This is a genomic window from Meiothermus sp. QL-1 (assembly GCF_003351145.1).
Lineage (GTDB): Bacteria > Deinococcota > Deinococci > Deinococcales > Thermaceae > Meiothermus.
Genome location: NZ_QQSV01000006.1, coordinates 113,452 through 137,432 on the forward strand (window position 1 = coordinate 113,452; position 23,981 = coordinate 137,432).

Sequence of the window (23,981 nt, forward strand, 5' to 3'; positions counted from 1 at the left end):
GCCCCAGCGGCCCTGCAGCTAGGGCGGCTCGCACTTTTTCTGGTTGAGCGTCAGCTTGACGTTTAGCAAAAATAGGTCGGATTTTTTGGGTCTCCGTGGATAATAAATTACAAAGTGTCAACAAATATAAGAACTATTGCTCGATAATAGATTGACATATTGCAAATCATCAGGTACCCTTTAGCCCAGGAGGTGAGGGGCTGATGAAAAACCTTAGACTGCCCGCCTTTCTGCTGGCCCTGTTGGCCGGCCTGGCCTTTGCCGAGGACCCCGAGTTTAGTGCTGCAGATACCGCGTGGATGCTGGTGGCGACCGGGTTGGTGCTGCTCATGACCCCAGCGCTGGCCTTTTTCTATGGGGGCCTGGTGCGCTCTAAGAATGTGCTCAACACTATGATGATGAGCTTCTCAGCGCTGGGCTTCGTGGCCGTGGCCTGGGCCCTTTTGGGCTACAGCCTGGCCCTTTCGGGCGAGGGGAACTTCATCGGCGACCTGCGCTACATCTTCCTCAACAACGTGGGGCTTGAGAACAAAGGGGCCATCGCCTCCATCACCATCCCCCACCTGCTTTGGATGGTCTTCCAGGGCACTTTCGCCATCATCACCGCGGCCCTGGTCTCGGGGGCGGTGGTGGAGCGGATGCGCTTCCCCGCCTTCCTGCTCTTCATCACCCTGTGGAGCCTGGTGGTCTACGCCCCCCTCGCCAAGTGGGTCTGGGGTGGGGGGTTCCTGGCCGACCTGGGGGCCTGGGACTTCGCCGGGGGCACGGTGGTGCACATCAACGCCGGGATTGCGGCGCTGGTGGCGGCTATGGTCCTGGGTGTGCGCAAGGACTTCGGGCGCCAGGCCATTCTGCCCCACAGTGTGCCCTTTGTGTTGTTGGGGGCGGCTTTCCTCTGGTTTGGTTGGTTTGGCTTCAACGCGGGCAGCGCCTGGGCGGCCAGCACCTCGGCGGGGCTGGCCCTGGCCAACACCATTCTGGCTCCGGCGGCCACCATCGTGGCCTGGTCGCTCATAGACCTCTTCCGCACCGGCCGGGTGACCGCGGTGGGCCTGGCCACGGCCATTGTGGTGGGGCTGGTGGTTATTACCCCGGCGGCGGCCTTTGTCTCGCCCCTCTTTGCCCTGGTCATGGGGGCCATCGGGGCCTTCCCCAGCTACTATGTGCTCCTGTGGCGGGCCAGGAGCGGGCTGGACGACTCCCTGGACGTCTTCGCTGCCCACGGGGTGGCGGGTATGACCGGGGCTATTTTGACCGGGGTTTTTGCCCAGGAGTCGGTCAACGGGCTCTTCAATGGGCTCATCGCTGGCAACCCGGCCCAGGTGCTGATCCAGGCCCTTGCAGTGCTGATTGCGGTAGCCTACAGCGCGCTGGCCACCTTTGTGCTGCTAAAACTGGTGGGCGCCATCACCCCGCTCAGGGCCAGCGCCAAGGAGGAGGGTCTGGGTATGGACGTCACCCAGCACGGCGAGGAGGCCTACACCAGCGGCGAGGGGGCCATTTTGGTGCGGAGTGAGGCGCCCTTGCCCGCAGGGAAGCCCAAGCCGGCTGGGGGTACCGACTAAGGGGGTGTGAGGGTGAAACTGGTCGTGGCCATCATCCGTCCCGAGAAGCTCAACGAGGTGCTCGAGGCCCTTTTCAAGGCCGAGGTGCGGGGGCTTTCCATCAGCCGGGTGCAGGGGCACGGGGGGGAGACCGAGCGGGTGGAGACCTACCGGGGCACCACCGTCAAGATGGAGCTTTCGGAGAAGGTGCGTCTGGAGATTGGGGTCTCGGACCACTTCGTAGAGCCCACCGTGCGTGCCATTCTGGCCTCGGCCCGCACCGGCGAGGTGGGGGACGGCAAGATTTTCGTGCTGCCGGTGGAGAAGGTCTACCGCATCCGTACCGGCGAGGAAGACACCGCGGCCGTGACGCCGGTGGCCTAGGCCGGTGTGTGCTCTGACCGGGTGGCTGGCCACCCGGTCCTTTTGGTTCGGCGGCGCTGTTCGAGCCGGTCTAGGGGTTTTTGCTGCTAGTAAAGAACTTGCCGATGACCTCCTCAACGGCGGGCTCGCGCACCTCGAGGTCCTCCACCGGCAGCTCGTTCAGCATCCGGCCCACCGCCTCCACCAGTTCTTCCCGCCGCAGCAGGAGCCGGACCTCGCGCCCTTCCAGGCTGCGCACCTCCCCGTAGGACGCCAGCCAGGCGAGGTCCAGCGGCTGGGCCAGCTTCAAGTAGGCCTCCCGGTAGGGGGCGAAGCGCTCCAGGAGGCCGCGAAGGGGGCCGTCGTAGACCAGCTGTCCCTGGTGGATCATCAGCACCCGCTCACACAGCGCGGTGATGTCGGCCATGTAGTGGCTGGTAAGCAGGATGGTGGCCCGGTAGCGCCGGTTGTACTCGAGCAAAAAGGTCCGCACCGCGGCCTGGGCGTTGAGGTCCAGCCCCAAGGTGGGCTCATCCAGAAAGAGGATCTGGGGCCGGTGCAAGAGGGCCGCCAGCAGCTCCGCCTTCATCCGCTCGCCCAGGCTCAGCTTGCGCACCGGCTGGTGGAGCCTGCCCTCCAGCCCCAGCATCTCGCTCAGCTCCCCCACCCGTCGCCTGAACTCGGCCTCGGGTATCTCGTACACCGCAGCATTGACCCGGAAGCTGTCGGCGGCGGGTAGGTCCCAGATGAGCTGCTGCTTGTTGCCCATCACCAGGGTGATCTTGCGCAGGAAAGCGTACTCCCGCCGGAAGGGCTGGTGCCCGGCCACCTCTAGCTGCCCGCTGCTCGGGTAGATGAGGCCCGATAAGAGCTTTAGGGTGGTGGTTTTACCTGCCCCGTTTGGTCCCAGGAACCCCACGATCTCACCCGGTTCAATCTGGAACGAGATTTCCCGCACGGCTTCAATCTGGCGGTACTGGCGGTGGAAAAAGTGCCGCAGGGTGCCCAAAAACCCTGGCGCCTTGAGGGCCACCCGGTAGTGCTTGGAGAGCTTTACGGCTCGGATCTGCCCCACCCCTGAAGTATAGCCGGCCCTGTTGTTCTCTCCCCTGCGGGCCGCATGATGGAGCTATGTTCCGCGAGTTGCGCAGCGAGTACACCTACGGCACCCTCTCCGAGGCTGAGGTCGACCCTAGCCCTTTCCGGCAGCTCGAGCGCTGGCTGGCCGAGGCCCTGGCGGCCGGCCTGTGCGAGCCCCACGGGATGACCCTCTCCACGGTGGGGCCCGGTGGGCGGCCCAGCAGCCGGGTGGTGCTTCTCAGGGAGTTGGACGAGGAGGGCCTGGTCTTCTACACCAACTACCAAAGCCGCAAGGGGCGGGAGCTCGAGCAGAACCCCTGGGCCTGCCTCAACTTCTGGTGGCCCGCTTTGGAGCGCCAGGTGCGGGTGGAGGGGAGGGTGGAGCGCATCGAGGCCGAGCGCTCCGACGCGTACTTTGCCCACCGCCCCTACGAGAGCCAGATTGGGGCCTGGGCCAGCCCCCAGAGCCAGGTTATCGCCAGCCGGGAGGAGCTCGAGGCCCGGCTGGCCGAGTTCAAGGCCCGCTTTCCCCAGCGGGTGCCCCGCCCGCCCCACTGGGGCGGCTATCGGCTCAGGCCCGACTACTTCGAGTTCTGGCAGGGGCGGCCCAGCCGGCTGCACGACCGCCTGGCCTACCGGCTGGAGGGGCAGGGCTGGCGGCTGGAGCGGCTGGCCCCCTAGCCCCGCCGGGCGGCCTCGAGCAAGGTCAGGACCTCCTGGTCGGAGACCTGGGGGAAGTCCTGGTACCAAAGCCCCACCGCCTGGAAGGGTACCGGTGTCTGTAGGCAGATGACCTCATCGGCCTGGGTGCTCAGCTCGGCGACGGTCTCGGGCGGGGCCACCGGCGCGGCCACCACCAGCCGGCCTGCCCCCTGGGCCCGGGCCGCGGCCAAAGTGGCCTTCATGGTGGCCCCGGTGGCCAGGCCGTCGTCCACCAGGACGAGGGTCTTTCCCTTTATTTCAGGGAGCGGCCGGTCGCCCCGGTAAAGCCGCTCGCGCCGCTTTAGCTCCTGCTGCTCGCGGGCCAGGATTTGCTCCAGCTCCGCCTGCGAGACCCCCAGGCCCTCGAGGATGTGCGGGTTGAGCACCCTGCCTCCCCCAGCCGCGATGGCCCCCAGGGCCAGCTCCTCCTGCCCGGGGGCCCCCAGCTTGCGCACCACCCAGACCTCCAGCGGGGCCCCAAGCCTTTGCGCGATGGGGTAGGCCACCGGGACTCCCCCTCGAGGTAGGGCAAAGATAAGGGGCGGGGGAGGCTGCCCGTACCCCCGCCTCAGGAGCTCTTCCGCCAGCAAAGAGCCCGCGTGCTGGCGGTTTTTGAAGGGCGGCATGGGGCCTCCTGGACTCCTCAGGCCAGGACTCCGTAGTTGTAGACCTTGTGCTGGGCGTTTTTATCCACCACAGCCCACCACCGATGCGAGGAGAGGGTGGGCATCTGCAGCAAGAAGACCCAGAATTTCTCGGGGTTCTCGCCCCCGTCGGGCCGGATGGGGCTTTCGGGGGTGATCAGGGTGAGCTGGGAGTCGCCGGCGTTCATGTAGTCCCGCACAGCGTTTTGCAGCTCCTCGCGGTCGGGCTCTTCCGAGAGGTCGTGGGCCGAAGGGTCGGCCTCGATCAGACCCAGGGGGCTTTGCTCGTCGCTGCTGTCTTCAATGAAGCTACGGATGGCCGCTTCCAGGGCTTCGAGAAAGCCTTCTTCGTCGGCAATAGGCTGAGGTACCTCCACGCAAAGGTCGGGCACCTCGAGGGCCTTCAGAAGGGATTCGATGCGCTGCTGCAAGGCCATAGGTAGCTCGCTCGATTACATAACCACAAGTGCCCTGCCCGGTCAAGTTTGGTGGGCCTGCCTGTAGCGCGCGATGCAGGCCTCTACCTCGGCCAAAGCTGCGGCCCGGTCCTTCCAGCCTGAGACCTTGACCCACTTGCCCTTGTGGGCCTCCAGGGCCTTGTAGGTCTCGAAGAAGTTCTGAATCTCCTGCTTCAGCCCTACGGGCACGTCGGCCAGGTCCTGCACGAAGTCCCAGCGGGGGTCCTCTGCCACCACCGCGATGACCTTGGCATCGCCCCCCTTTTCGTCCTGCATGTCCACCATCCCCACGATACGCGCCTCCACCACCACCCCGGGCAGCAGGGGGTAGGTGGAGAGAATGATTCCGTCCAGGGGATCGCCGTCCTCGGCCAGGGTGGAGGGGATGAAGCCGTAGTCGCCGGGGTAGAACTGGGCGGTGGGGAGCACCCGGTCGAGCTTGACCGCTTCCAGCTCGGGGTCGTACTCGTACTTGTTCGAGGAGCCCCGGGGCACCTCGATGACCATGTGCACGACGGCAGGGGCTTTTTTCCCGACGGGTAGATTCTTGAGGTTCGCCATAACGCTCCCATTTTTACACCCGCAGGGCTAAAGGGGTAGATTTTATCCCGGCTGTGCTAAGCTCGGGGCGATGCGCGCCTTGGTGCGGCGAGCTTTTCCTCTTCTGCTTGCCCTTGTTCCCGCCGTGGCCCAGTCGCTCGAGCTGGGCCTTTACGGTGGGCGTCGTCCGACCCTCACCCTGGAGCTGCGAAGCCCCGAGGGGTGGTTCCGCCTCCAGCAGGGGGCGCTGGGCCTGGGCTGGGCGGGCGCGGTGGAGTTTGGCCCCCTGGGGCGTCTAGGCTACGGCCTGGGGATGGGGCTGGGGGCAGCGGGCTGGGGGGTGGAGGGCCGCGCTGCGGGGAGCCTGGGGCCCTGGGCGGCCTCTTTGGAGGGGCGCTACAGCACCGTTCCCGGTGCCCATCTGTGGGTAGGGGAAACGCGCGAGGATGGGCTTGGGCTGCGACTTTCTGGCCGCTACCGCCTGGACGCCCAAAGGACTTTAGGGCTTCTTCTGGGCTTCCAGAGCCCTCAGGCAGGCCCTGCCCACGGCGGGGGCGAACTCAGCTACAGCCTGCGCCAGGCCCAGACCCACACCCTCGGGCTTGGGGTGGAGGACTCGCGGGTCTACGCTCTTTGGGGCTGGCGGGGGGAGCTGGACGAGGCCGGGACGCTGCTCGAGGTCGCCCTGCGGGCCGGGCAGCACAACCGGCTGGATGCCAGCCTGGCAGCACCCCTGGACGAGGCGCTCAATCTTCTTAAGCTGGGCCTAACCCTGGCCTACCCCCTGGCGTTTAGCCTGAGGGTGGAGGCGTACGGCCTCCGCGCCAATGTGGCCTACGATGGGGAATTTTCCCTGTGGTTGCGCTACACCGTGAGCCTGGGAGGCGGTGAATGAGGAAATTTCTGCTCTACCTTTTCTTCGGTCTGGCCTTGGCCCAGACCGCGACCGAGATTGCCCGCCAGGTGCAGGCCAGCCTCGAGCGCTCGCCCTGGGAGGCCGTTTTGAGCGGTCGGGTGCAGCTTCCCGACGGCAGCAGCCAGGAGGCGGAATTCCGCCTTATGGTCATACCGGGCAAGGAGGCCCTGGCCCGGGTGGAGTTCAGCAAGCCCGCGGCCCTCGAGGGGAACTTTGTGGTTATCTCGGATAAGGAGGTCTGGAACTACCTCTTTCTCACCAATCAGCTCATCATCCAGCCTCGAGCCAGGGCCCGGGTGGAGGGCCTGGGGGTCGACCTGACCCAGCTGGGCGACCTCGCCGGTCTTACCGAAAAGCTCAACCTGCGCCTGCTCGGGGAGCAGAACACCCCCGCCGGTGCGGCCTGGCGTCTGGCCGGCACCCCCAAGGACGCTGCGCTGGGCTTTGCCAGCGTGGAAATGCTGGTGCTGAAGGCTGACCTCCGCCCCCTGTCCATCACCCTGCGCGACAGCAGCAACAAAGTGCTGGCCGACCTCAGCTTTAGCAGCTTCCGCCGCGCCAACCTGACCCCCCAGACCCTGCGCAAGCGCCCCGCCGACGCCGAGGTCTTGCGGCGCAACTGAGCCAATCCGCGTATTTTGAACCATCCGACCTCAGGAACCTCTGGGCGGCGGGGTTGAGCGCGCTCTTGTTTGGGTCGCTGAACCGGAAGGGGTGCTTTAGGAGCACTTTAGCCCGTTTCCTGGGTTTATTGGGGGGCAGTGGGGCCGTAGCTTTGCAGCCAGTCCCACAGGCGCTCATCGGTAAAGTCGGCGATGCACAAAAAAGCCCCGGCCTGCTCCAGGGCCTCGGGGCGGTGTCCGGTGGTAAGGGCCACGGTGCGGATGCCGGCCCCCACGGCAGAGCGCACGCCCGAGGGGGAGTCCTCGAAGGCCAAAACCGCCTCGGGGCCCAGGCCTAGCCGCTCGAGCGCTGTGCGGTAGGGCAGCGGGTCGGGCTTGCCGGCAGGGAGTTCCTCCGACAAAACCACGCAGTCGAAGCTGAGCTCGAGCTGCTCTAGGAGGTGGGCCGCATTTTCCCTGGGGGCGTTGCTCACCAGTGCCCGCCGCAGCCCCCGAGCCTCGGCCCAGCGCCAGAGCCGCTGCAGGCCGGGCAGGGGCGTGATGCCTTTGGCCAGGGCGCGGAAGCGGGCTTCTTTTTGGGCGATGAAGGCCGCCCGCTCGGCTTCGGATAGCCAGGGCAGCACCCGCCGCACAATCTCGGGGTTCTGGCCCCCGCTGATCTGGGTCTGGTAGTAGTGGTGGTCGGCCTGGATGCCGTAGCGAGCCAGGCCCTCGAGCCAGGCTTGCTCGTGTAGCCGGTCGGTATCGGCCAGGGTGCCGTCCAGGTCAAAGAACAGGGCTCTTAGCTTCGCCATTGCGCCTCAGAAGATGGGTGGACAGGGCCATTGTGCTCACAACCCCCAGCAACCCCCAGGCCAGGGCCTCCTGGGGCAGGGTAGCAAAGGCCGCGGGCACCAGATTACCCCCCACCGCCCCGGCGTAGAAGAGATAGGCGGCGGCCCTGTAGCCCACGAACACCCGGGCAAAGCCGTAGAGGGTGGGAAAGGTGGGGGCCACCAGGAAGCCCAGCAGGGGAAAGAGCCAGGCCAAAGGGGGAATAAAGTAGCAAAAAACCGCTCCCAGCGCCAGCAAGTGGAGCCAAAAGAGCCGCTCTAGGGGTTGCCGGGCCACAAAGGCCGCCAGCCCAAAGCGTCCTAGGGTGAAGGCTACCCAGAAGAGGGAGAGCAGGAGCCCCACCAGCCAGTCTGGGTAGCCTAGGCGGAGCAGATAGAGGCTTGAGTAGCTAGAAAGCACCAGCTCCACCGCCACATAGGCCACTACCGCCAACAGGATGTAGGGCAGCAGCCGTGGGCGGGGGCCCGCCGAGCTGGCCTTCTCGTTCTGGGGAGGTGGGGCCTGGCGGAGCAGGAAGGCGGTGACCAAAGCCACCAGGGCCAGCAGGCCGTACCCCAGGCGCCAGGGCAGCCACAGAAGAAGCAGGGGGGCCAGAACCGCTCCGAGGCCGAAAGCGGCGTTAACCCGCCCCAGCACCACCATTGGCCTGTTGGGGAAAAGCTCCACCGGCAGGGCGTTGCAGTGGAAATTGACCACCGCCACCCCCAGCCCCAGGAAAAACGCAGCGCCGTAGAGCCCCCAGGCCCCGGGGGCCAAAGCGATGAGGCCCAGCGCTAGCCCCTCGGTCAGGAGGGCCAGCGGGAGCCAGGGGTGGCGGCGCCGCAGCCGGCTTCCTAAGTAAATGCCGAGAAGGGCTCCTAGAAAAAGCAGGTTGAAGTACCAGGCTATCTCGCTTTGGATGCTGAACTCGTCCTGCCATCGGGGGATGGCCGCTCCCGGAGAAGCCCCGATGGCCCCGGTCATGAAGAGGCCCAGGGCGCTGCCCAGGGTAAGCCGTATGCGTAGGGAAGGGGAAGCCGACTCCAAGGGGACCCCTGCTCTGGCCCAACCTGGGCCGGGCCGAGTATAACTGGCCCGGGGCGGGGAAAAGGTGAGGCCCTGCAAGTAAAAAACCCCGGCTCGGCCGGGTACTCGTGGTGACCCCAAGGGGATTCGAACCCCTGCCGCCGCCTTGAAAGGGCGGTGACCTAACCGCTAGTCGATGGGGCCAGGTTGTTTTTTATCTTGAACCCGCCAGGTGCGGGCCTGGCCCCACCGCGCTGCGGTTCAAGATAAGTTTTGGCTGGGGCACGTGGATTCGAACCACGATTGACGGAGCCAGAATCCGTAGTCCTACCGTTAGACGATGCCCCAACGGGTGGCGCCTGTTACCCCAGGCATTGGGTATGGTACAAGATGACCCGAGATTTGGCAAGAGCTCCTCTATAATCTGCACCAACCGGGGCCTCTCCCGGGTTGGGAGGACGATTGAGCGATATAGAACGACGGATTCTAGAGGGCTTGGAACAGGTTGTCTCGCCTCTAGCAGCCCGCAGCCTGCTCCGGCGAGCCCTGGGGCCACGGGGGCCAGAGCGTCTGGGACCGGAGGGATGGGCCAAGCTGATAGAAGGCCCCCTGCAGCAGGAGCTTGCCAATGTTCTTCCAGGCAACGCCTTGCCCCCCGAGCTACGCCGGTTGGTGCGGGAGCTGCGCGCAGGAGCTGTGAGCCGGCCGGCTTTTCCTACCCTCGAGGCCACCGACCTAACCGAGTACGTGGACCTAAGGAGCGAGGAGGACTGCCGTGCGCTGGTACAGGACCTGGCCCGGGGCGAGGGGGTCTTGGCTGTGGTTCTAGACTCGGCCTACGGGCAGGAGTGCCGCCTGGGCAGTTTCAACACCGGCCTGGTGGCGATGCTCGGAACCGTTCATCGGCTGCTTGCGCGCAAAGGGGATTACCGGGTGTTTTACACTGTTTTCAGGGAGGCCCAGCTGGTGCTGCGCTCCTTGCACCACGGCTACTTGGCGGTGCTCACCCGAAGCGAAGCCAATTTGGGGCAGCTGCTCTTCCGCATGGACAAGATTGAGGCGCTCCAGGCAGGCGTCGAGTAGGAGGTAAGGATGAAGCGTTGGTTCGCCTTGTTCGCACTGTTCAGTACGGCCTGGGCCGCACCGGCCCTCACCCTCTACGACCAGCTTGCCCCCACGCTGGACCAGGTGCGCGCCTTGCAGAGCAGCAACCCGGCGCGGGCCCTGGAGCTTTTGGGCAAGGCCGAGGACGATTTCCGCAAGGGCGCGGGCGACCTCACCCCGGTGCTGCGCGAAGGTGTGCTCCAGTCGCTGGCCGATGCTCGCCAGTCCCTGGCCCGCCGGAGCAGCGCCGATCTGGAGGCCCGCGTCCAGATCATAAAGGCCATCCTGGGCAAGGCCCTTTACGACGAGTACTTCAAGGCCCTGGCCGAGGGGCGCGGAGCGGATGCCGGCCGCCTTTTGCCCAGGGTTTTGGCGGCCAGCGGGCTACCCAGCGGCCTGCAAGCCCAGGTGGAGCCTCTGGTCGCGGCCAACAACCTGGAGGGGTTGCGCCGGCTTTTTGAGCGCACCTACGCCCAGGGCATCGCCAACGCCTTGCAGCGGGCCCTGGAGCAGACCAGCGCGGTCCGGGCCTACCTCGAGGCCACCCGGGCTTATGCGCTGTACCTGGTGATTCAGGACTCCCCTCGGGCCCAGGGCCTTAGCGCCAGGGGCTTTGTGGATGCTTTGGGCAAGCTCTCCAGTGGAAACCTGGCGGGTTTCAAAAGCGACGCCCAGGGGCTACTGGCCCAGGCCCAAAACTTCCTCCGGGCGGCCTCGAGCCCCCAGTCCCAGCGACGAAGCACCCCCTCGCCTGCTGCCCAGACCCCCCCTGCCCCAGGGGGGGTTCGTCTCGCGGTACCGCCCGCTCCGCGGGAGCCCGTTGCCGTCCAGGCCGTCGGCGCTTCGGTACCCACCGACAACTACCAGCGCCTGCTGGCCGACCTGCGCTTTCTCATTCGGGACCCGCGCCAGGCCGAACGGGTGGCCGACAGTCTTTCCGGCGCAGGTATTTACAGTGTGGATGACTGGAAGCGGGCTTTGTTGGAGTTGCGCGGCCGCCTGCTAGAGGCTCAGGCCCAGGCCCAGGCTGGCCAGGGTGATGCTGCTCGCCGTACGCTGGCCCAGGTAAGCACCCGCTACCGGCTGGCCGTTGAGCCCCTGGTGGAGGCCCTGCGGCCCGAGCTGGCGCAGCGCACCCGCCAGCTGTTGGCCCTGGCCGAAAACGCGGTGGGTCTGCGCACCAGCGATTTTGCGGTGCTCTCGGGGGAGCTTTTGGAGAACGCTTTGGTGGTGGAGGGCAGGAGCCTGGGGGCCTTCCACGCCCTGCAGGTCTGGGTCCTCCAGACCATTTTGGGTATTCCCCGGGCCTTCCTGTTCATTCTGGCGGGTCTGCTGGCCTTCTTCCCGCTCTACCTCCTCAGGCTCACCTTCGGTGGGCGCAATGTGTACTGGCGCTATCTGGGGCTGGCCTTTTTGTTCCTGCTCCTGCCCGCGATGATGGAAGGCCTTTCCTACGTGGGCTCTATTCTCTCCGACGAGCGCTACGGCGGGCTGGGTTTCTTAGGCGGTCTGACCCATCTTTCGGTGCAGCAAAACCTGCTGGCCCAGCTCTTCTGGGGGTTGACGGTTTTTCTGGTCATCATCTTCGCCACCGTTGGCCTGCGGGGGATTGCCGCCCAGTTTGGCCTGTTGCAGAACCAGCGCACCCCCGTGCGGCGGGCCCGGACTACCCTGCAGCAGGCTACCCGGCCCCATCCGGGTCTTACCAGCGAGACCATCGTGGAGTGGGACGAAGAGTTTTGAGGTTTTGTAAGATACCCGTAGGATTATGGGCCGCGCTGCACCCGACCTCGAGACCCGCAGCCGCATCATCAACCGCCTCAAGCGGTTGGAAGGGCAGGTGCGGGGGTTACAGAAGATGGTGGAGGAAGACCGGGAGTGCCACGAGATACTGACGTTGCTCTCGGGCATTCGGAACGCGCTGGAGGCCACCGGTGAGCTGATTTTAGAGGCCTACCTGGAGGAGTGCCGCGCCGATCTGGCCAAGGGGCAGGGGGATACCAAGGCCATTGTGCAGGCGGTGCGCCTGCTGCGCAGGTAGCCTAACTCTCCCGCACCACCAGCACCGGTTTGGGGCTTTTTTGCAGCACCTTCTGGGTTACCGAGCCCAGAAGCAGTCGGTCCAAGCCGGTGCGGCCGTGGGTGCCCATCACCACCAGGTCGTGCTGCTGGGCCTCTTCCACGATTACCTGGGCTGGGCTGCCCTCTTTGAGCTGGCTTTTAACCGGCACCCCCAGGTACTGGGCGAAGCCCTCGGCCCGCTCCAGGGCCTCTCGCCCCACGGCCTCCAGGTCGCGGCTTAGCGCGGGGTAGTAGGGGAGGGCCTCGGGGCCGATGGGGATGCGCACCAGGACCGGCTCTACCACGTACAGCAGGGTCGCCTCGGCTCGAAGGCTTCGGGCCAGCTCGAGGCCAGCCTTGACCGCGGCCTCGCTTGGGGCGCTTCCGTCGGTGGGAATAAGGATGCGGTGGTACACGCCCCATCATACTAGGGCCTCGCGAGCCGGCCAGGAGCATAGGGCATCTAAGCCTTATGGTGCGGGTGGGGCTTTCAGGCCTGCTGCCATGGTCGCCGGGCTGCCTGGGCCTCTGGACCGCGGTGCTGGTTTTATTGCCTACCCTAATAAGAGCTCAGCGCGAGTACGACCAGGCCACAACCTGCCCGTCCCGATAGGGCATCACCCCGTGGAAGGGACGGGGGTCCTGGTCGAAGACCAGGGGCAGGAAGTAGCGGTCACCGGGCCACATGGGCAGCGCTTGCCCCAAAAGCCGCTCGATGGGCACCCAGACCAGCTCTCCTTCGGCATTGGCCTTGAAGGGCTGGCCCGTCCAGCGGGGCACCAGGAAGATGAAGCCGAACCAGTCCTCCCCCTGCCGGCCAAAGCCGGGCCAGGATAGGGTACCCCGCAGCACCAGCTCCAGAGCCTCTATGCCAGCCTCCTCGCGGATTTCTCGGCGCAGCCCGCTGGCCACATCCTCGCCGGGCTCGAGCTTGCCCCCCAGGCCGTTGTACTTGCCGAAGGCGGGGTCCCCAGGCCGGGCGTTGCGGTGGACCAGCAGCACCGCGCTTCTGTCAGGGGACAGGACAAAGCCCAGGGTGGCCAGGATGGGGGTGTAGGGGGCTACTCGCCTTTCCACAGGATGCGCCCGCAGGAGGGGCAGCGCACGATCTTCTGGCCTAGGTGGATCTGCTGGGCCACATGCATGGGAAGCTGCACGTTGCAGGCCGTGCAACGGTAGCCGCTGCCGGCCTTGACCATGCGGGCCAGGCCGGTGCCCCTGCGGGCCCGGCGGATAGACTCGTACTCCTTGACGATGGCTGGTGGAATGGTGGCGGCGAGCTGGTCGCGGTCGGCCTTCTTGGCCTGGTAGGTTGCCTCCAGGGTGTCCACCCGCTTCTGGTTGGCCGCCTCCAGCTCTTCGAGCCGCGCTTCGGCCTGGGCCAGCTCGGCCCGAAGTTTCTCAAGCTCCTCTTCCAGGGCTTCTTTCCGCTCCAGAAGGGGCAGGATTTCCCCGGGGATGTTCTTTTTGTCGTTGCCCTCAATCTCCTCGATACGGTCTTCGAGCTGGCGCATCTGCTCGTTGTACTGCATCTGCTCCTTGGCGGTGGTGGCGTTTTGGGAGAACTGCTTGGCCCGGGCGTGCTTTTCCTTGAGGCTTTGCAGCTCGAGCTCGAGCCTTTGGTAGGCCAGGCGCGCCTCGTTTAGTTCCTCCTGCACGAGCAGGATGCGTTCTTCCAGCGCTTTCCGGTGAGAACGGGCTTGCCTGAGCTCCTCGGGCACCTGAGCCTGGTCCTCGCGGATGCGGTCTAGCTCGAGGTCCCGTTCCTGCAAGCGGTTCAACTCGGCCAGCGGGTCGCTCACGGGTATAGTCTAACACCCCCCCGAGCCCCGTCAGGTCAGATAGGGGTTGTGGGCCCGCTCCTCGGCCAAGGTGGTGGGGGGGCCGTGGCCGGGGTAGACCACCGTCTCGGGGGGCAGCGCCAGCAGGCGCCGCAGGGAGGCGAAAAGGGCCTTTGGGTCGGCCCCGGGCAGGTCGTAGCGGCCTATGCCGCCGCGGAAAAGCACGTCCCCGCTCAAAAGCTGGCCGGGCCGGTAGAAACCCACGTGGCCCGGGGCGTGGCCGGGGAGAAAGAGCACCTCGAGGCCCAGCCCGAACCCCAGGTGCTGCCCTTCCTCCAGGGGCAGGGTGGGGGTGGGGGGCGGAGGAATGGAGAAGCCCCAGCGCTCGGCGGCCAGATGAGCGCTGCGGTAGAGGGGTAGGTCGGCGGGGTGCAGGTAGACCGGAAGGCCCAGGGCCTCCACCAGAGGGGCCACGGCCCCCAGGTGGTCGAAGTGGGCGTGGGTGAGCAGGATGGCCTCGGGCCTGAGCCCTATCCGCCGGATCTCGGCCAGAATGCGCTCGGGTTCGTCTCCAGGGTCCACAATCGCACCCCGGCCCTCCTCGCCCTGGAGCAGGTAGGCGTTGGCTTGCAGGGGTCCTACGGGAAGGGGGTAGACCTTCATCGCTCCACCGGCAAATCGGCCTCGGCCTCCCACTCGAGCATGCTGCCCAGGTAGTTGCGGGCCTGCACCCCCTGCTGTCGCAACAGCCAGAAGGCGCTGGCGCTGCGGGCCCCGCTGCGGCAGTGCACCCCTACCACCTGCCCTGGCGCCAAACCCAGGTCCTCCGCGCTCTTTGCGCCCAGAGTTCCCAAAGGGAGGTTTTTAGCCCCGGGAATGCGCGCCGTAGCGAACTCGTGGGGTTCCCGCACGTCCAGCAAGAGGAGGCCCGGGGTGGTTAGGATCTCGTCGGCGGTGAGCAGGATATCGCGGTTGAGCCGGGCCCAGGGCTCGGTGGGCTGGGGCTGGGCGGGGGTGGTCTGGGTGGCCCGCTCCGCCCAGCCCTCGGGCCACAGGTAGACCGTAAGCCCCCCCAGGGCCAGCATGAAGGCAGTCTTGGCCAGGCGGGTGGTGAGACCGGTGTCATAGACCACCACCGGCCGGTGGGGTGCGGCCCCGATCTGCCCGTTGAGCTCGGCCAGGGTGCGCTCGAGCTGGACCAGCTCCTCCTCGGTGCGCAGGCGTCCCCGGAAGCCCGAGAGGTCCAGGTTCAAGGCCCCCTCCAGATGCCCTTGCGCATACTCCGCCGGTGGGCGGCAGTCTATCAGCAGGGCCCCCGCGGGCGGTTCGCCGCTCAAAATCATGCCCCGATTTTACCCAAAGGCTACACCAGCCACAGCACCCCGTAGGGCGGAATCCGGCCAGCGAAGTACCTGCCGCTGATGAGGTCGCGCCCCACCCGCCGAATGGGCTGGGGCTGGTCGGTGAGGTTGATGTAGCAGCCCACGGGCTGGTCGCGGTAGCCGCGGATGATGCGCAAAACCGAATGGGACTCCATCACCACCTGGGGGGCCTGGGGGTGAAAGGCTGGGTGGACGCTTCGCACCCGGAGCAGGTGAAGAAGGCGAAAGAAAACCCGGTGGGCCCGGCTGGTGGGCTCGTGCAGGAGCTCGAGGGGTGCGCCCAGCAGCTCTTCCAGGTGTATCCCGGGCAGGCCCTGCAGGCAAAGGGGTATGGCCCCCGCCGCAACGAGGCGCTGAGTTCCCAGCTCCTCCTGGTCGAGGGCATGAAGAGTCTCGTACGGGTCGGCAGTCGGCCGATCCTCGGGGCTTAGCACATGGCAGGGGATGGCGTGGGGTCCTGGGGAGGAAGGGCGGGCTGCCCAGGCGGCCAGCTCGCTCGCGTCCCGCTGTCGGAAGGCCCGGGCCACCAGGGGCAGCAGGGCATTCCAGTGCACTGCTCCGCAAGACCCCCTGGCGGCCAGCGAGAGCTGGGGTGCGGCCCAGCCTAGCACCTCCTGAAGAAACACTAGGAGGCGGGCTTCCCAGGTTTCTTCGCAGGCCAGGCCCTCCAGGTGGATGAGCCGGACCCCCTGCCCGGCGTAATGGAGCAGCGAGGCCAGCTGCTCCAGGAGGTCCGCAGGTTTTTTGGGCGGGTGGAAGGGGAGGCTCAGGCCCATCACCAGCCGGGCCTCCTGGCTGGGATTTTCCGCTTCGAGTTTGCCAACCAGTGCCTTCAGGGCCTCTAGGGCATGGGGCCTTACCACCAGCAAGGCCTCTTTCTCACTCCAGGCGGGCTTCACGGGTGAGGGAGGGTGGGCCGCCAGCAGGGTCCAAAACCGCTCGCCTGCCACCTGGCCCTGCCCGGGGTAGAGGGCCTCCAGGTGCCCCAGCAGCCTTCCTCGTTGCTCGGTGCTGAGGAGCATTTGGTTAGGAGTTTAGTCGAACAGCCCTGGGTTGGAAAAACCCCTGCTCGCGCAGGGGGTTTCGTGGTGGGCGCGATTGGACTTGAACCAACGACCCCTACCGTGTCAAGGTAGTGCTCTAGCCACCTGAGCTACGCGCCCGCAGTACTGGAGGCGCTGACCGGATTCGAACCGGTGAATGGAGGTTTTGCAGACCTCTGCCTTACCACTTGGCTACAGCGCCAGAACGCCCAGCAAAGGTTAGGTTAGCACCTGCTTGGAGGGTGTGTCAAACTTGAGACGTGCGGGAGGTCTTTATCAAGACACCGGGGGGGTTTCGCTGGCCCTTTTCCAAGGGGCTTTTGGTGGAGTCGATGATGATGGCTGGCCTCAAGATGGAGCCGGCCCTTTCCATTGCCCACACCATTGAGGAGGAGTTGAAAGCCCGCAAGAAGGCCGAGGTTACCGCCAGGACGCTCAAAAGGATGCTGGTGGAAAAGGTGAGGAGTGCCTTTGGCTCCGACCTGGCCGAGCGCCTCAAGGGCCAGACCCAGGCCTTTGAGGACATCGTGGTGCGGGAGGGTTACCGCCGCCGCCCCTTTTCCAAAGGGGTGCTGGCGCGCAGCCTCGAGGACGCCGGGTTTTCCCTGCGCGAGGCCCAGACCCTGGCCCGGGCGGTGGAGACCCGCCTGCGCCGCAAGGGGGTGCGCTCCATAGATGCATCCGAGCTGGAACAGTGGATAGCCGCGGAGATAGAGGAGCACTTCGGCCCGGCGGCCCGGGTCCGCTACGCGGGCAGGCAGGCGTTGGCGGGGGAGATTTTCGTAGAGGAGGCCGAGGGCGAGCCCCGGGTGCCCTTTTCCAAGGGGGTGCTGGCCCAGTCGGTGATGGCGGTGGGGCTCTCCCCCGATGCGGCCTACCGGCTGGCTAGGGATGTGGAACGGCGCCTGCGGGAGGAGGGTTCTACTGTAGTCAAGCGGGACTACCTGCGCCAGGCGGTGATGGAGGAGCTTCTGGAGGTGGCAGGCGAGGAGGTGGCCCGCCGCTACCACCTGCTGCGCAGCGTCCGACGGGCGGTGAAGCCGGTGCACCTCCTTATCGGAGGGGTGGCCGGGGTGGGTAAGAGCGTGCTGGCCTCGGCCCTGGCCTACCGCCTGGGCATCACCCGCCTTATCTCCACCGACGCCGTGCGGGAAATTCTACGGGCCACCATCCCCAAAGACCTCCTCCCCACCCTGCACACCAGCAGCTTTGAGTCCTGGCAGGTTCTGGCCACGCCTCGCCCGAGCGAGCCCAGCGCGGCCTTGGTGATGCAGGGCTTTCGCGACCAGGTCTCGCGGGTGGCGGTAGGCCTGCGGGCCATCCAGGAGCGCAGCGCCCGCGAGCGGACCTCGCTGGTGGTGGAGGGGGTGCATGTGGTGCCGGGCTACATGGGCCACCGGTACCAAAGCGAGGTAATCCAGATTCCCCTGATGCTGGTGCTGGAGGACGAGGACCTGCACCGCGACCGCTTTGCTCTGAGGGAGCGGGAGACCGGGGGGTCGCGCTCCAGTGGCGCTTACGCCCGCTACTTCAAGGAGATTCGTCTGATTCAGGACCACCTGGTGGAGCTGGCTCGGGAGGCAGGTATACCCCTTATTCCAGCCGACAACCTGGACCGCGCCATTGACAAGGGCCTCGAGGTAATCGTGGAGCGGCTGCAGGAGGCTTACCTGAACACGAGCCCCTCGGCCGCGAAGTAGCCCCACGCCAGGGGTTGGCGGTAGGCTTTGGGGGTGGACGAGCTTCGGATTGCGGGCCTGCCCTCCATCCCCCCTTTGGGCCTGGGCACCTGGCAGTGGGGAGACCGGCTTATCTGGGGTTTTGGCCGGGGCTACCGGGAGGACGACACCGAGGCCGCCTACCGAGCGGCCCTGGAGGCCGGGGTGCGCCTTTTCGATACCGCCGAGGTCTATGGCTTCGGCCTTTCCGAGCGGCTCCTGGGGCGCTACTACCACGCCTGCTCGCCCAGGCCTTTGGTGGTGAGCAAGATGTTCCCCTACCCCTGGCGCTTCTCCCGTAGGGCCCTTCTGGCGGCCTTGCGGCAGAGCCTCCTTCGCCTGCGGATGGAGCGGGTAGACCTCTACCTGCTCCACTGGCCTTGGAAGCCGGTACCCCTGGAGGGGTGGGCCGAGTCGCTGGCCGAGGCCTACGAGCTGGGCCTGGCCCGGGCGGTGGGGGTTTCCAACTGCAACCTGGCCCAGCTCGAGCGCGTGGCCCGGGTGCTGGCCCGCCACCGGGTGCCCCTGGCGGTAAACCAGGTGGAGTACCACCTCCTGGAGCGGGGTCCCGAGCGAAGCGGTCTGCTGGAGGCCATGCGGGCCGAGGGAATAGTCCTCATGGCCTACAGCCCTCTGGCCATGGGCTGGCTTACAGGGCGCTACAGCCTGGAGAACCCCCCGCCAGGGCGCTACCGAGCCCAGCGCTACATGCGCCACAAGGACCGAATACCCGCCCTGCTCGAAGCCCTCGACCAGGTGGCCCGAAAGCATGGGGCCACCCCTGCCCAGGTGGCCCTGCGCTGGTGCATTGAGCGGGGAACCCTGCCCATCCCCGGGGCCAAGAACGCCCAGCAGGCCCGGGTCAACGCGGGGGCTTTGCGCCTGCGCCTGGACAGAGAAGACCTGGCTCGGCTGGAAGGGGCATAATGGGGGCATGGGACTGCTCGAGGAGCTCTATCAGGAAATCATCCTGAAGCATTACCGCAACCCCCGCAACCATGGCGAGCTGCCGGGGGCTAGGCTGCGGGTCCTGGGCCACAACCCCGCTTGCGGCGATCGGGTAGAGCTGCAGCTCCAGACCGATGGGGAGCGCATAACCGAGGTTCGTTTTTTGGGCCAGGGCTGCGCCATCTCGCAGGCCTCGGCCTCGCTCATGACCGAGCTGGTCAAGGGCAAGACCTGGGCCGAGGCCCTGGAGCTGGAGCGGAAGTTCAAGGCCATGGTGGTGGAAGGCGCAGCCCCTGCGCCGGAGCTGGGCGATTTGGCGGCCCTGGCCGGGGTCCACAGGCTGCCGGCCCGGGTCAAGTGCGCCACCCTGGCCTGGAACGCCCTAGAGCAGGCCGCCCGTGAGGCCCGGGCCTCCTGAGGCCCTCCCTTTTGCAGGCCTGCCGTGCGCATACTGGCCATTTTCGCTCACCCGGACGATGAGTCGTTCTTCTGCGGGGGTACCCTGGCCCACTATGCGGCCCAAGGCCTCGAGGTTTACCTGATCTCGGCCACCCGGGGCGAGCAGGGCGAGATCCGACACCCTGCCATAGACCCTGAGCGCTACCCCAAGGGGGCTGCCCGCGGGGCGCTGCGGGAGGCGGAGCTTAGGGCCGCCTGCGCCATTTTGGGTCTGAGGCCCCCCATTTTTCTGGGTTACCAGGACTCGGGCTACCCCCTGGCGGCGGCCCGGGCCAACCCCAAGGGCCTCATGCACCAGGACCTGGGCTTGCTGGAAGAGGAGCTGCTCCAGCACATTGTGCGGCTGCAGCCCCGGGTCCTCATCGGCTTTGACCCCCAGGGCTACTATGGGCACCCCGACCACATCCACCTGCACCGCGCCACCCTGGGGGCCTTCTGGCGGGCGGGCAACGTGATGGAGGCTCCGCCCGAGCGACTGTTCTTTCCTGTGCGGCCAGTAGAGCGGGTGGCCCAGACCCAGTTCGACCCCCTGCGCTATGGCGTGGCGGCCAACTCCGTTGCCCTATGCCGGGATGTGCGCCCCTACGCCGAGACCATCCGGAGGGCCCTTCTGGCCCACCGCTCGCAGGTGGGGCCGGAGGAAGATTTCCCAAAGGTTTTGGAGGCGTGGCCAGGGGTTTTAGAGGAGGAGTGTTTCGTGCTCGGGGGGCTGAGGGGGCGCTGTCCGAGGATGCCGCTGGGGGACCTGCTGGAAGGGCTCGAGTAGCCCCTAGGGCCGAGAGCGGTTTCGCCGAATGCGCCAGCCCAGGTAGCCCACCGCCACCAGGCGCAGGAGCATGGAGGCCAGAATGGGCAGATGGTAGGGGCTGGGCTGGGCCTGCAGGCTGCCCAGGAATCCACCCAGCAGCGATCCCAGGATGCTGCCCAGGGCGTAGGCCATCCAGTACCAGGCCAGGTAGAGGTTGCGTTTTTCAGGGGGAGCGCTTTGCAGGGCCACGTTGGTGAGAGCGGTGTTGATACCCCCCCAGGCAAAAGCATCGCCCACGGCCGCCAGCCAGATGGTCTCCAGCCTTCCGGGGCCACCCAGGAGCCACAGGGGTGGCAGCACGGCGGCGGCTATGCCACTGCAAAGAAAGAGCACCTGCCAGTGCCCGATTCGGTCGGCCAGGCGGCCCCACAGGGGGCTCAGCACCAGGCTGCAGCCGGCTGCAATCAGCGTCCAGAGGCCAAGCTGGGTGAAACTCATGCGGGCGTGCTCCAGAAATAGGGGAAAAACAAAGGGCCCTCCCACGCTTACCGCGCCCAGGAAGAGGCCCACGAACCCCAGGTACCCGCGGAAGCGCCGGTCGGCCAGGGGCTTTACGAAGGCGCCAAGGCTTGGGGGATGGTTCTGGGCGGGGGGCTCGTGCTGCATGCGGAGCACAAAGGTGGCGGCTATGCCGGCCAGGACTGCTACAAGAATCACCAGCAGGAAGCCCCAAGGCTTGCCCAGCGCGTCGATCAGGCTGCCCGCGGCCAGGTTGCCCAGGGTGCCCACCAGCCCCAGCACGCCGTTGCGCAGGCCGAAGTAGCGGCCGCGCACGGCCTCAGGAACCAGGTCGGCCATCCAGCTGGTCCAAAGCACGCTCACTGGAGCCAGGATGAGCTGCGATAGAGCAGCCACAAGCAGCAAGGTCGGCACCCGCCAAGGCTCGGGCATCAGGGGCACGAACAGGGCCAGCAGCAGGAGCCCTCGCCCGAAGACGGATAGGTTAGCGCTCAGCTCCTTGCGGCTGCCGCGAAAAAAAAGCGCCAGCGGCGCGGCCATCTGCCCCATCATGGGCAGAGCCCCCAACAGGGCCAGAGCCACAGGCGGTGCCCCCAGCCACAGGGCGTAGCCGGTCATGACCATCCCGGTGCTCCAGTTGATGAACAAGATGGCCAGCATCCCCTCCCAAATGGCCAGGCGTTGAGAGCGCTGGGGTTCACCCTTGGGCGGCGTCACGGGAGCCCATTATTGACCGGCCGGTCGGCTTTGGGAAGTTGCCTTCATCAAAGCTACACATCCTATACTGCGCCTGTACACAGGGAGTCCAGATTATGGCTGCCGTGGAGGTAACCGCTTGAAAGGACACCTGCCAATCCTTGCTGTTTTGCTTGCCTTGGCTCCACCCGCGCTGGCCCAGGGTTCCCTCGAGCTCTCCCGCGCCCTTCAGGCCCTGCCCAACACCCTCGACTGGAAAAGCGCTGACTTAAGCTACGAAAGCGCCCTGCGGCAGCTCGAGGCTGCCCGGGCGGCTTTGGGGCTCAGGGTCTCGGGCGGCGCTGATTACGCCCTGCGCGAGAGCACCGGCGGCAGCCTGAGCCTTGCCGGTACGGCCAGCCTGGGGATTCTGCCCTGGTCAAGCGCGGCCGATGCCGTGCGCAGCGCCGAGCGGGCCCTGGCCCGCGCTGCCCTGACCCGGCGCGACGCTCGCAATACCCTCTACCTCAACCTGCATACCCAGTACTTCAACCTGCGCCAGGCCCGGGCCGACCTGGCCATCGCTCAGGCTACCCTGGCCTTGCGCGAGCGCCAACTGCAGATCGTCACTGCGCAGAACCAGGCTGGCGCTGCTACCCTAAGCGACCTTCTTGCTGCTCAGCAAAACCTCGACACGGCCCGCTCGAGCCTGGTGAGTGCTCAGGGGGCCTTTGAGCTGGCCCGCCTGACCCTGGCTGCCAGTCTGGGTCTGGATCCAGCCCAGTTAGGTGAACCAGTGACCCCGCCAGAGGAGCCAAGCCTGCCAGAGGAGCACCTGGGTGGCTTATTGCAGAAGGCCCTGGTCAGTCGCTCCGATGTGCTGCGGGCCCAGCTTCAACTGCAGGACGCGGAGGACAACCTGGCCAGCGCCACACGCGACCGCTGGCTTCCCAGCGCTACCCTGAGCGCGGCTTATAGCAGTAGCAGCGCCTCGCTCTCGGCGGGCTTGAATCTCAAAAGCGGGGTGGCCTCGCTTTCGGGGGCGGTGCCTTTGGTACAGGGCGGCTCGGGGCAGCAGGGCTGGAGCCTGGGGTTTTCGCTGAGCCTGCCCATACTCGACCCGGTGAGCGAAAGCCAGGTCGCCACTGCCCAGACCGCCCTTCAAACGGCACAACGGGCCCTAGAGGCTGCCCGTAAAGCAGCCGAGCTGGACGTGCGGCAGAAGTACCAGAACCTGCAAACGGCCAGGGCGGCCATCGCTGCGGCCCGGGCTGGGTTGAACGCGGCCAACCAGAACTTGCGCGCTGCCCAAGCCAGGCTTCAGGCTGGTACCGGTACCAGCTTAGATGTGCAGGCTGCCCAACTTGCCGTGCTCCAGGCCCAGCGCAACCTGGAAGGTGCCGTGACGCAGGCTCATCTGGCAGCGCTGGCCCTGCAAAATGCTCTTGGCCTCGATCTTACCGAATCTATCGGAGGCAACCAATGAAAAACGTCCTTAATCCCACGAACAAGCGCTTCTTCTGGGTGCTTCTACCGGTTTTCTCGCTGGGATGGGCTCAGAACACCCTGACCCTGGTACAAGCCCTTGCACAGGCTTACCGCCAGGGTCCTTCGTTGCAGAGCGCCCAAGCTACCCTGCAGAACGCCACCCTGCAGCTCAACGCCCTCAAGGCCGATCCCAGTACGCTGATCGTGGCCCTAACCCAGGCCGAGCAGAACGCCAGGCTAGCCCAGGTAAACCTGGAAGCCACCCGCCTTAGCGTGATGCAGAGCGTGGTGAATGCCTACATGAGCCTTTACGAAGCACAGCAAAATGTGGCCCTGTACCAAGCACAGGTTGCTCTGAACCAGCGCAACCTGGAAGTGGCCAGGGCTCGCCAGGCTGCTGGCAACGCGACCGCGCTGGATGTGGCCCGAGCCCAGACTACCCTGGATAGCTCGAGGCAGGCCCTCACCAATGCCCAAGGCCAGCTCCCGGTGCTTTCGGCCCAGCTCGCCGCCCTTTTGGGCCTGAGCGATCTGGGCAACGTGACCGTAGCGCCTCCTCCGGCAGCTCCTGCCCTCCAGGTCGACTTGGAGACGTTGCGCAAGGACCTCTTTGATCGCCTGCCCAGCGTGGTACAGGCCCAGCAGGCTGTGGACCTGGCCCAGCTCAACGTTCGCCTGGCCGACAACGACTACACCCCTGCGGTTCAGCTCAACAGCGCCAAACTGAGCCTGGAAAACAACCTTCGCACCCTGCAGACCGTTCAGCAGAACGCCCTCACCAGCCTTTCCAATGCCTACCAGACAGCCCAGAGCGCCTACAAGAACATCGCTCTGGCCCAGGCCAACGTAGCCAATGCGCAGAAGGTGGTGGAACAAAGCCAAGCAGCCTTGCGGGCAGGTACCATCTCGGCCTTGCAGCTTCAAAGCGACCAGGTTTCGCTCAAAAGCGCTGAGTACGCTTTGGTTCAGGCGGTGACCGCTTACTGGAAAGCTCTGGCGGCCTTCTCGGTAGCGGCAGGGCAGGATTTTACCGGCCTTGTGCAGGCTGCAGGAGGATTTTAAGGCTCGCTGTCGATTTGAAGATCTTCGGTCGTGACGCTTTGCTGAGCGGTGTCGTTGCGCGCGACCGCCAGAAGTTTCTCCTCGAAGCTTTGCAGCGTGCAAACGGTCATAGGGAATAGCGAGGAGAGCTTTTCACAGAGGTCGTCGGATATGTCGGTTAGAGAAAAGAGGGGGTGTGGGGGAGCTATAATCCCCCGGTTTTCAAACCGGGGATACATGGACTCCTCCACGTGCTCCGAAGGAGCCCATAGCATGGTGGGCGGTCGTTTTGCGGTACCATGTGC

At 66.1% G+C, this 23,981-nt stretch carries 27 protein-coding genes, 4 tRNA genes and 1 pseudogene; 14 read left to right on the forward strand and 18 right to left on the reverse strand.

Features of this window, described 5'->3' with window-relative positions:
• Positions 1 to 203 precede the first annotated feature (203 nt).
• Together DV704_RS08120 and DV704_RS08125 are read left to right on the forward strand one after the other, a co-directional pair.
• Positions 204 to 1,565 (forward strand): ammonium transporter, encoded by a 1,362-nt coding sequence (locus DV704_RS08120; RefSeq protein WP_114799077.1) that lies wholly within the window; start codon positions 204 to 206, stop codon positions 1,563 to 1,565.
• 12 nt (positions 1,566 to 1,577) lie between these two features.
• Positions 1,578 to 1,928, forward strand: a complete 351-nt coding sequence (locus DV704_RS08125; protein ID WP_114799107.1) for a P-II family nitrogen regulator — start codon at positions 1,578 to 1,580, stop codon at positions 1,926 to 1,928.
• Between the two features lie 70 nt (positions 1,929 to 1,998).
• On the opposite strand, the gene DV704_RS08130 is transcribed toward DV704_RS08125, so the two are convergent.
• Entirely contained in the window at positions 1,999 to 2,982 is a 984-nt protein-coding gene (locus tag DV704_RS08130) for an ATP-binding cassette domain-containing protein (RefSeq protein ID WP_114799078.1), read from the reverse strand.
• 56 nt (positions 2,983 to 3,038) lie between these two features.
• On the opposite strand from DV704_RS08130, the gene pdxH reads away from it, so the two are divergent.
• A complete protein-coding gene (gene pdxH, locus DV704_RS08135) occupies positions 3,039 to 3,668 on the forward strand; it encodes a pyridoxamine 5'-phosphate oxidase (RefSeq protein ID WP_114799079.1) in 630 nt (209 codons plus the stop codon).
• Here the strand turns inward: pdxH and DV704_RS08140 are convergent.
• The 3 genes from DV704_RS08140 to DV704_RS08150 are packed head-to-tail and all read right to left on the reverse strand — an operon-like array spanning position 3,665 to position 5,352.
• Positions 3,665 to 4,315 carry a phosphoribosyltransferase gene (locus DV704_RS08140; RefSeq protein WP_114799080.1) on the reverse strand — a complete coding sequence of 217 codons (651 nt, stop codon included), beginning with the start codon at positions 4,313 to 4,315 and terminating at the stop codon, positions 3,665 to 3,667. The genes pdxH and DV704_RS08140 overlap by 4 nt on opposite strands.
• 17 nt (positions 4,316 to 4,332) lie before the next feature.
• Complete coding sequence (locus DV704_RS08145; RefSeq protein ID WP_114799081.1) at positions 4,333 to 4,770, reverse strand: hypothetical protein; 438 nt, start codon at positions 4,768 to 4,770, stop codon at positions 4,333 to 4,335.
• A 42-nt stretch (positions 4,771 to 4,812) separates the two neighbouring features.
• A complete protein-coding gene (locus tag DV704_RS08150; protein ID WP_114799082.1) occupies positions 4,813 to 5,352 on the reverse strand; it encodes an inorganic diphosphatase in 540 nt (179 codons plus the stop codon).
• Between the two features lie 70 nt (positions 5,353 to 5,422).
• Here DV704_RS08150 and DV704_RS08155 point away from each other — a divergent pair, with 70 nt between their 5' ends.
• On the forward strand, positions 5,423 to 6,226 hold the full coding sequence (locus DV704_RS08155) for a hypothetical protein (protein ID WP_114799083.1): 804 nt from the start codon (positions 5,423 to 5,425) through the stop codon (positions 6,224 to 6,226).
• Positions 6,223 to 6,870: an outer membrane lipoprotein carrier protein LolA gene (locus DV704_RS08160; RefSeq protein WP_114799084.1), complete on the forward strand. Its 648-nt coding sequence runs from the start codon at positions 6,223 to 6,225 to the stop codon at positions 6,868 to 6,870. Before DV704_RS08155 ends, DV704_RS08160 begins: the two co-directional genes overlap by 4 nt.
• A gap of 125 nt (positions 6,871 to 6,995) precedes the next feature.
• Here DV704_RS08160 and DV704_RS08165 read toward each other — a convergent pair whose 3' ends face one another.
• The 4 genes from DV704_RS08165 to DV704_RS08180 all read right to left on the reverse strand — a co-directional run bounded on the left by DV704_RS08165 (position 6,996) and on the right by DV704_RS08180 (position 9,057).
• Positions 6,996 to 7,664 (reverse strand): HAD family phosphatase, encoded by a 669-nt coding sequence (locus DV704_RS08165; RefSeq protein WP_114799085.1) that lies wholly within the window; start codon positions 7,662 to 7,664, stop codon positions 6,996 to 6,998.
• Positions 7,636 to 8,730: a sugar MFS transporter gene (locus DV704_RS08170; protein ID WP_233498299.1), complete on the reverse strand. Its 1,095-nt coding sequence runs from the start codon at positions 8,728 to 8,730 to the stop codon at positions 7,636 to 7,638. Before DV704_RS08170 ends, DV704_RS08165 begins: the two co-directional genes overlap by 29 nt.
• 108 nt (positions 8,731 to 8,838) lie before the next feature.
• Positions 8,839 to 8,913: transfer RNA gene (locus DV704_RS08175), tRNA-Glu, on the reverse strand.
• Between the two features lie 70 nt (positions 8,914 to 8,983).
• Positions 8,984 to 9,057: transfer RNA gene (locus tag DV704_RS08180), tRNA-Gln, on the reverse strand.
• 147 nt (positions 9,058 to 9,204) lie between these two features.
• Between DV704_RS08180 and DV704_RS08185 the strand changes: the two genes are divergently transcribed.
• Genes DV704_RS08185 through DV704_RS08195 form a run of 3 tightly spaced genes read left to right on the forward strand, consistent with a single transcriptional unit; the run spans position 9,205 to position 11,854 of the window.
• Positions 9,205 to 9,792, forward strand: a complete 588-nt coding sequence (locus tag DV704_RS08185) for a hypothetical protein (RefSeq protein WP_233498300.1) — start codon at positions 9,205 to 9,207, stop codon at positions 9,790 to 9,792.
• Positions 9,793 to 9,801: 9 nt separating this feature from the next.
• Positions 9,802 to 11,556: a hypothetical protein gene (locus tag DV704_RS08190; protein WP_114799087.1), complete on the forward strand. Its 1,755-nt coding sequence runs from the start codon at positions 9,802 to 9,804 to the stop codon at positions 11,554 to 11,556.
• A 25-nt stretch (positions 11,557 to 11,581) separates the two neighbouring features.
• Positions 11,582 to 11,854, forward strand: coding sequence for a metal-sensitive transcriptional regulator (locus DV704_RS08195; protein WP_114799088.1), 273 nt, complete (start codon positions 11,582 to 11,584; stop codon positions 11,852 to 11,854).
• Between the two features lies 1 nt (position 11,855).
• Here the strand turns inward: DV704_RS08195 and DV704_RS08200 are convergent, their stop codons facing one another.
• From DV704_RS08200 to DV704_RS08235, 8 genes are all read right to left on the reverse strand, one after another.
• Complete coding sequence (locus tag DV704_RS08200; RefSeq protein WP_114799089.1) at positions 11,856 to 12,290, reverse strand: universal stress protein; 435 nt, start codon at positions 12,288 to 12,290, stop codon at positions 11,856 to 11,858.
• Between the two features lie 154 nt (positions 12,291 to 12,444).
• Positions 12,445 to 12,951, reverse strand: coding sequence for an 8-oxo-dGTP diphosphatase (locus tag DV704_RS08205; RefSeq protein ID WP_114799090.1), 507 nt, complete (start codon positions 12,949 to 12,951; stop codon positions 12,445 to 12,447).
• Positions 12,936 to 13,676: a zinc ribbon domain-containing protein gene (locus tag DV704_RS08210; RefSeq protein ID WP_114799091.1), complete on the reverse strand. Its 741-nt coding sequence runs from the start codon at positions 13,674 to 13,676 to the stop codon at positions 12,936 to 12,938. Before DV704_RS08210 ends, DV704_RS08205 begins: the two co-directional genes overlap by 16 nt.
• 30 nt (positions 13,677 to 13,706) lie before the next feature.
• A complete protein-coding gene (locus DV704_RS08215; RefSeq protein ID WP_114799092.1) occupies positions 13,707 to 14,318 on the reverse strand; it encodes an MBL fold metallo-hydrolase in 612 nt (203 codons plus the stop codon).
• A complete protein-coding gene (locus DV704_RS08220; RefSeq protein ID WP_114799093.1) occupies positions 14,315 to 14,998 on the reverse strand; it encodes a sulfurtransferase in 684 nt (227 codons plus the stop codon). Before DV704_RS08220 ends, DV704_RS08215 begins: the two co-directional genes overlap by 4 nt.
• 20 nt (positions 14,999 to 15,018) lie before the next feature.
• Positions 15,019 to 16,059: a hypothetical protein gene (locus DV704_RS08225; RefSeq protein WP_114799094.1), complete on the reverse strand. Its 1,041-nt coding sequence runs from the start codon at positions 16,057 to 16,059 to the stop codon at positions 15,019 to 15,021.
• A 64-nt stretch (positions 16,060 to 16,123) separates the two neighbouring features.
• Positions 16,124 to 16,200 (reverse strand) — tRNA-Val (locus DV704_RS08230).
• Between the two features lie 7 nt (positions 16,201 to 16,207).
• Positions 16,208 to 16,282, reverse strand: a tRNA-Cys gene (locus DV704_RS08235).
• 58 nt (positions 16,283 to 16,340) lie between these two features.
• Here DV704_RS08235 and DV704_RS08240 point away from each other — a divergent pair.
• Genes DV704_RS08240 through DV704_RS08255 form a run of 4 tightly spaced genes read left to right on the forward strand, consistent with a single transcriptional unit; the run spans position 16,341 to position 19,971 of the window.
• Positions 16,341 to 17,780, forward strand: a complete 1,440-nt coding sequence (locus tag DV704_RS08240; protein ID WP_114799095.1) for an ATP cone domain-containing protein — start codon at positions 16,341 to 16,343, stop codon at positions 17,778 to 17,780.
• 33 nt (positions 17,781 to 17,813) lie between these two features.
• Positions 17,814 to 18,725, forward strand: coding sequence for an aldo/keto reductase (locus DV704_RS08245; RefSeq protein ID WP_114799096.1), 912 nt, complete (start codon positions 17,814 to 17,816; stop codon positions 18,723 to 18,725).
• A 7-nt stretch (positions 18,726 to 18,732) separates the two neighbouring features.
• Positions 18,733 to 19,164, forward strand: coding sequence for a Fe-S cluster assembly sulfur transfer protein SufU (gene sufU, locus DV704_RS08250; protein WP_114799097.1), 432 nt, complete (start codon positions 18,733 to 18,735; stop codon positions 19,162 to 19,164).
• 24 nt (positions 19,165 to 19,188) lie between these two features.
• Positions 19,189 to 19,971, forward strand: coding sequence for a PIG-L deacetylase family protein (locus DV704_RS08255; protein ID WP_114799098.1), 783 nt, complete (start codon positions 19,189 to 19,191; stop codon positions 19,969 to 19,971).
• A gap of 3 nt (positions 19,972 to 19,974) precedes the next feature.
• Here DV704_RS08255 and DV704_RS08260 read toward each other — a convergent pair whose 3' ends face one another.
• Complete coding sequence (locus DV704_RS08260) at positions 19,975 to 21,189, reverse strand: MFS transporter (protein ID WP_114799099.1); 1,215 nt, start codon at positions 21,187 to 21,189, stop codon at positions 19,975 to 19,977.
• A gap of 148 nt (positions 21,190 to 21,337) precedes the next feature.
• On the opposite strand from DV704_RS08260, the gene DV704_RS08265 reads away from it, so the two are divergent.
• Together DV704_RS08265 and DV704_RS08270 are read left to right on the forward strand one after the other, a co-directional pair.
• Positions 21,338 to 22,633 (forward strand): TolC family protein, encoded by a 1,296-nt coding sequence (locus tag DV704_RS08265; RefSeq protein ID WP_233498301.1) that lies wholly within the window; start codon positions 21,338 to 21,340, stop codon positions 22,631 to 22,633.
• Complete coding sequence (locus DV704_RS08270; RefSeq protein WP_114799101.1) at positions 22,630 to 23,697, forward strand: TolC family protein; 1,068 nt, start codon at positions 22,630 to 22,632, stop codon at positions 23,695 to 23,697. Before DV704_RS08265 ends, DV704_RS08270 begins: the two co-directional genes overlap by 4 nt.
• Here DV704_RS08270 and DV704_RS12315 read toward each other — a convergent pair.
• Positions 23,694 to 23,981, reverse strand: a pseudogene (locus DV704_RS12315) (hypothetical protein); the annotation flags it as partial. The gene DV704_RS08270 and the pseudogene DV704_RS12315 sit on opposite strands and share 4 nt — an antisense overlap.

What these genes read in the sequence shown, in the direction of transcription:
- DV704_RS08165 (WP_114799085.1), bottom strand. Translation starts at nt 7,664, where the DNA reads ATGGCGAAGCTAAGAGCCCTGTTCTTTGACCTGGACGGCACCCTGGCC.
- DV704_RS08220 (WP_114799093.1), bottom strand. Translation starts at nt 14,998, where the DNA reads ATGATTTTGAGCGGCGAACCGCCCGCGGGGGCCCTGCTGATAGACTGC.
- pdxH (WP_114799079.1), top strand. Translation starts at nt 3,039, where the DNA reads ATGTTCCGCGAGTTGCGCAGCGAGTACACCTACGGCACCCTCTCCGAG.
- DV704_RS08150 (WP_114799082.1), bottom strand. Translation starts at nt 5,352, where the DNA reads ATGGCGAACCTCAAGAATCTACCCGTCGGGAAAAAAGCCCCTGCCGTC.
- DV704_RS08190 (WP_114799087.1), top strand. Translation starts at nt 9,802, where the DNA reads ATGAAGCGTTGGTTCGCCTTGTTCGCACTGTTCAGTACGGCCTGGGCC.
- DV704_RS08140 (WP_114799080.1), bottom strand. Translation starts at nt 4,315, where the DNA reads ATGCCGCCCTTCAAAAACCGCCAGCACGCGGGCTCTTTGCTGGCGGAA.
- DV704_RS08225 (WP_114799094.1), bottom strand. Translation starts at nt 16,059, where the DNA reads ATGCTCCTCAGCACCGAGCAACGAGGAAGGCTGCTGGGGCACCTGGAG.
- sufU (WP_114799097.1), top strand. Translation starts at nt 18,733, where the DNA reads ATGGGACTGCTCGAGGAGCTCTATCAGGAAATCATCCTGAAGCATTAC.
- DV704_RS08160 (WP_114799084.1), top strand. Translation starts at nt 6,223, where the DNA reads ATGAGGAAATTTCTGCTCTACCTTTTCTTCGGTCTGGCCTTGGCCCAG.
- DV704_RS08155 (WP_114799083.1), top strand. Translation starts at nt 5,423, where the DNA reads ATGCGCGCCTTGGTGCGGCGAGCTTTTCCTCTTCTGCTTGCCCTTGTT.
- DV704_RS08215 (WP_114799092.1), bottom strand. Translation starts at nt 14,318, where the DNA reads ATGAAGGTCTACCCCCTTCCCGTAGGACCCCTGCAAGCCAACGCCTAC.
- DV704_RS08120 (WP_114799077.1), top strand. Translation starts at nt 204, where the DNA reads ATGAAAAACCTTAGACTGCCCGCCTTTCTGCTGGCCCTGTTGGCCGGC.
- DV704_RS08270 (WP_114799101.1), top strand. Translation starts at nt 22,630, where the DNA reads ATGAAAAACGTCCTTAATCCCACGAACAAGCGCTTCTTCTGGGTGCTT.
- DV704_RS08195 (WP_114799088.1), top strand. Translation starts at nt 11,582, where the DNA reads ATGGGCCGCGCTGCACCCGACCTCGAGACCCGCAGCCGCATCATCAAC.
- DV704_RS08145 (WP_114799081.1), bottom strand. Translation starts at nt 4,770, where the DNA reads ATGGCCTTGCAGCAGCGCATCGAATCCCTTCTGAAGGCCCTCGAGGTG.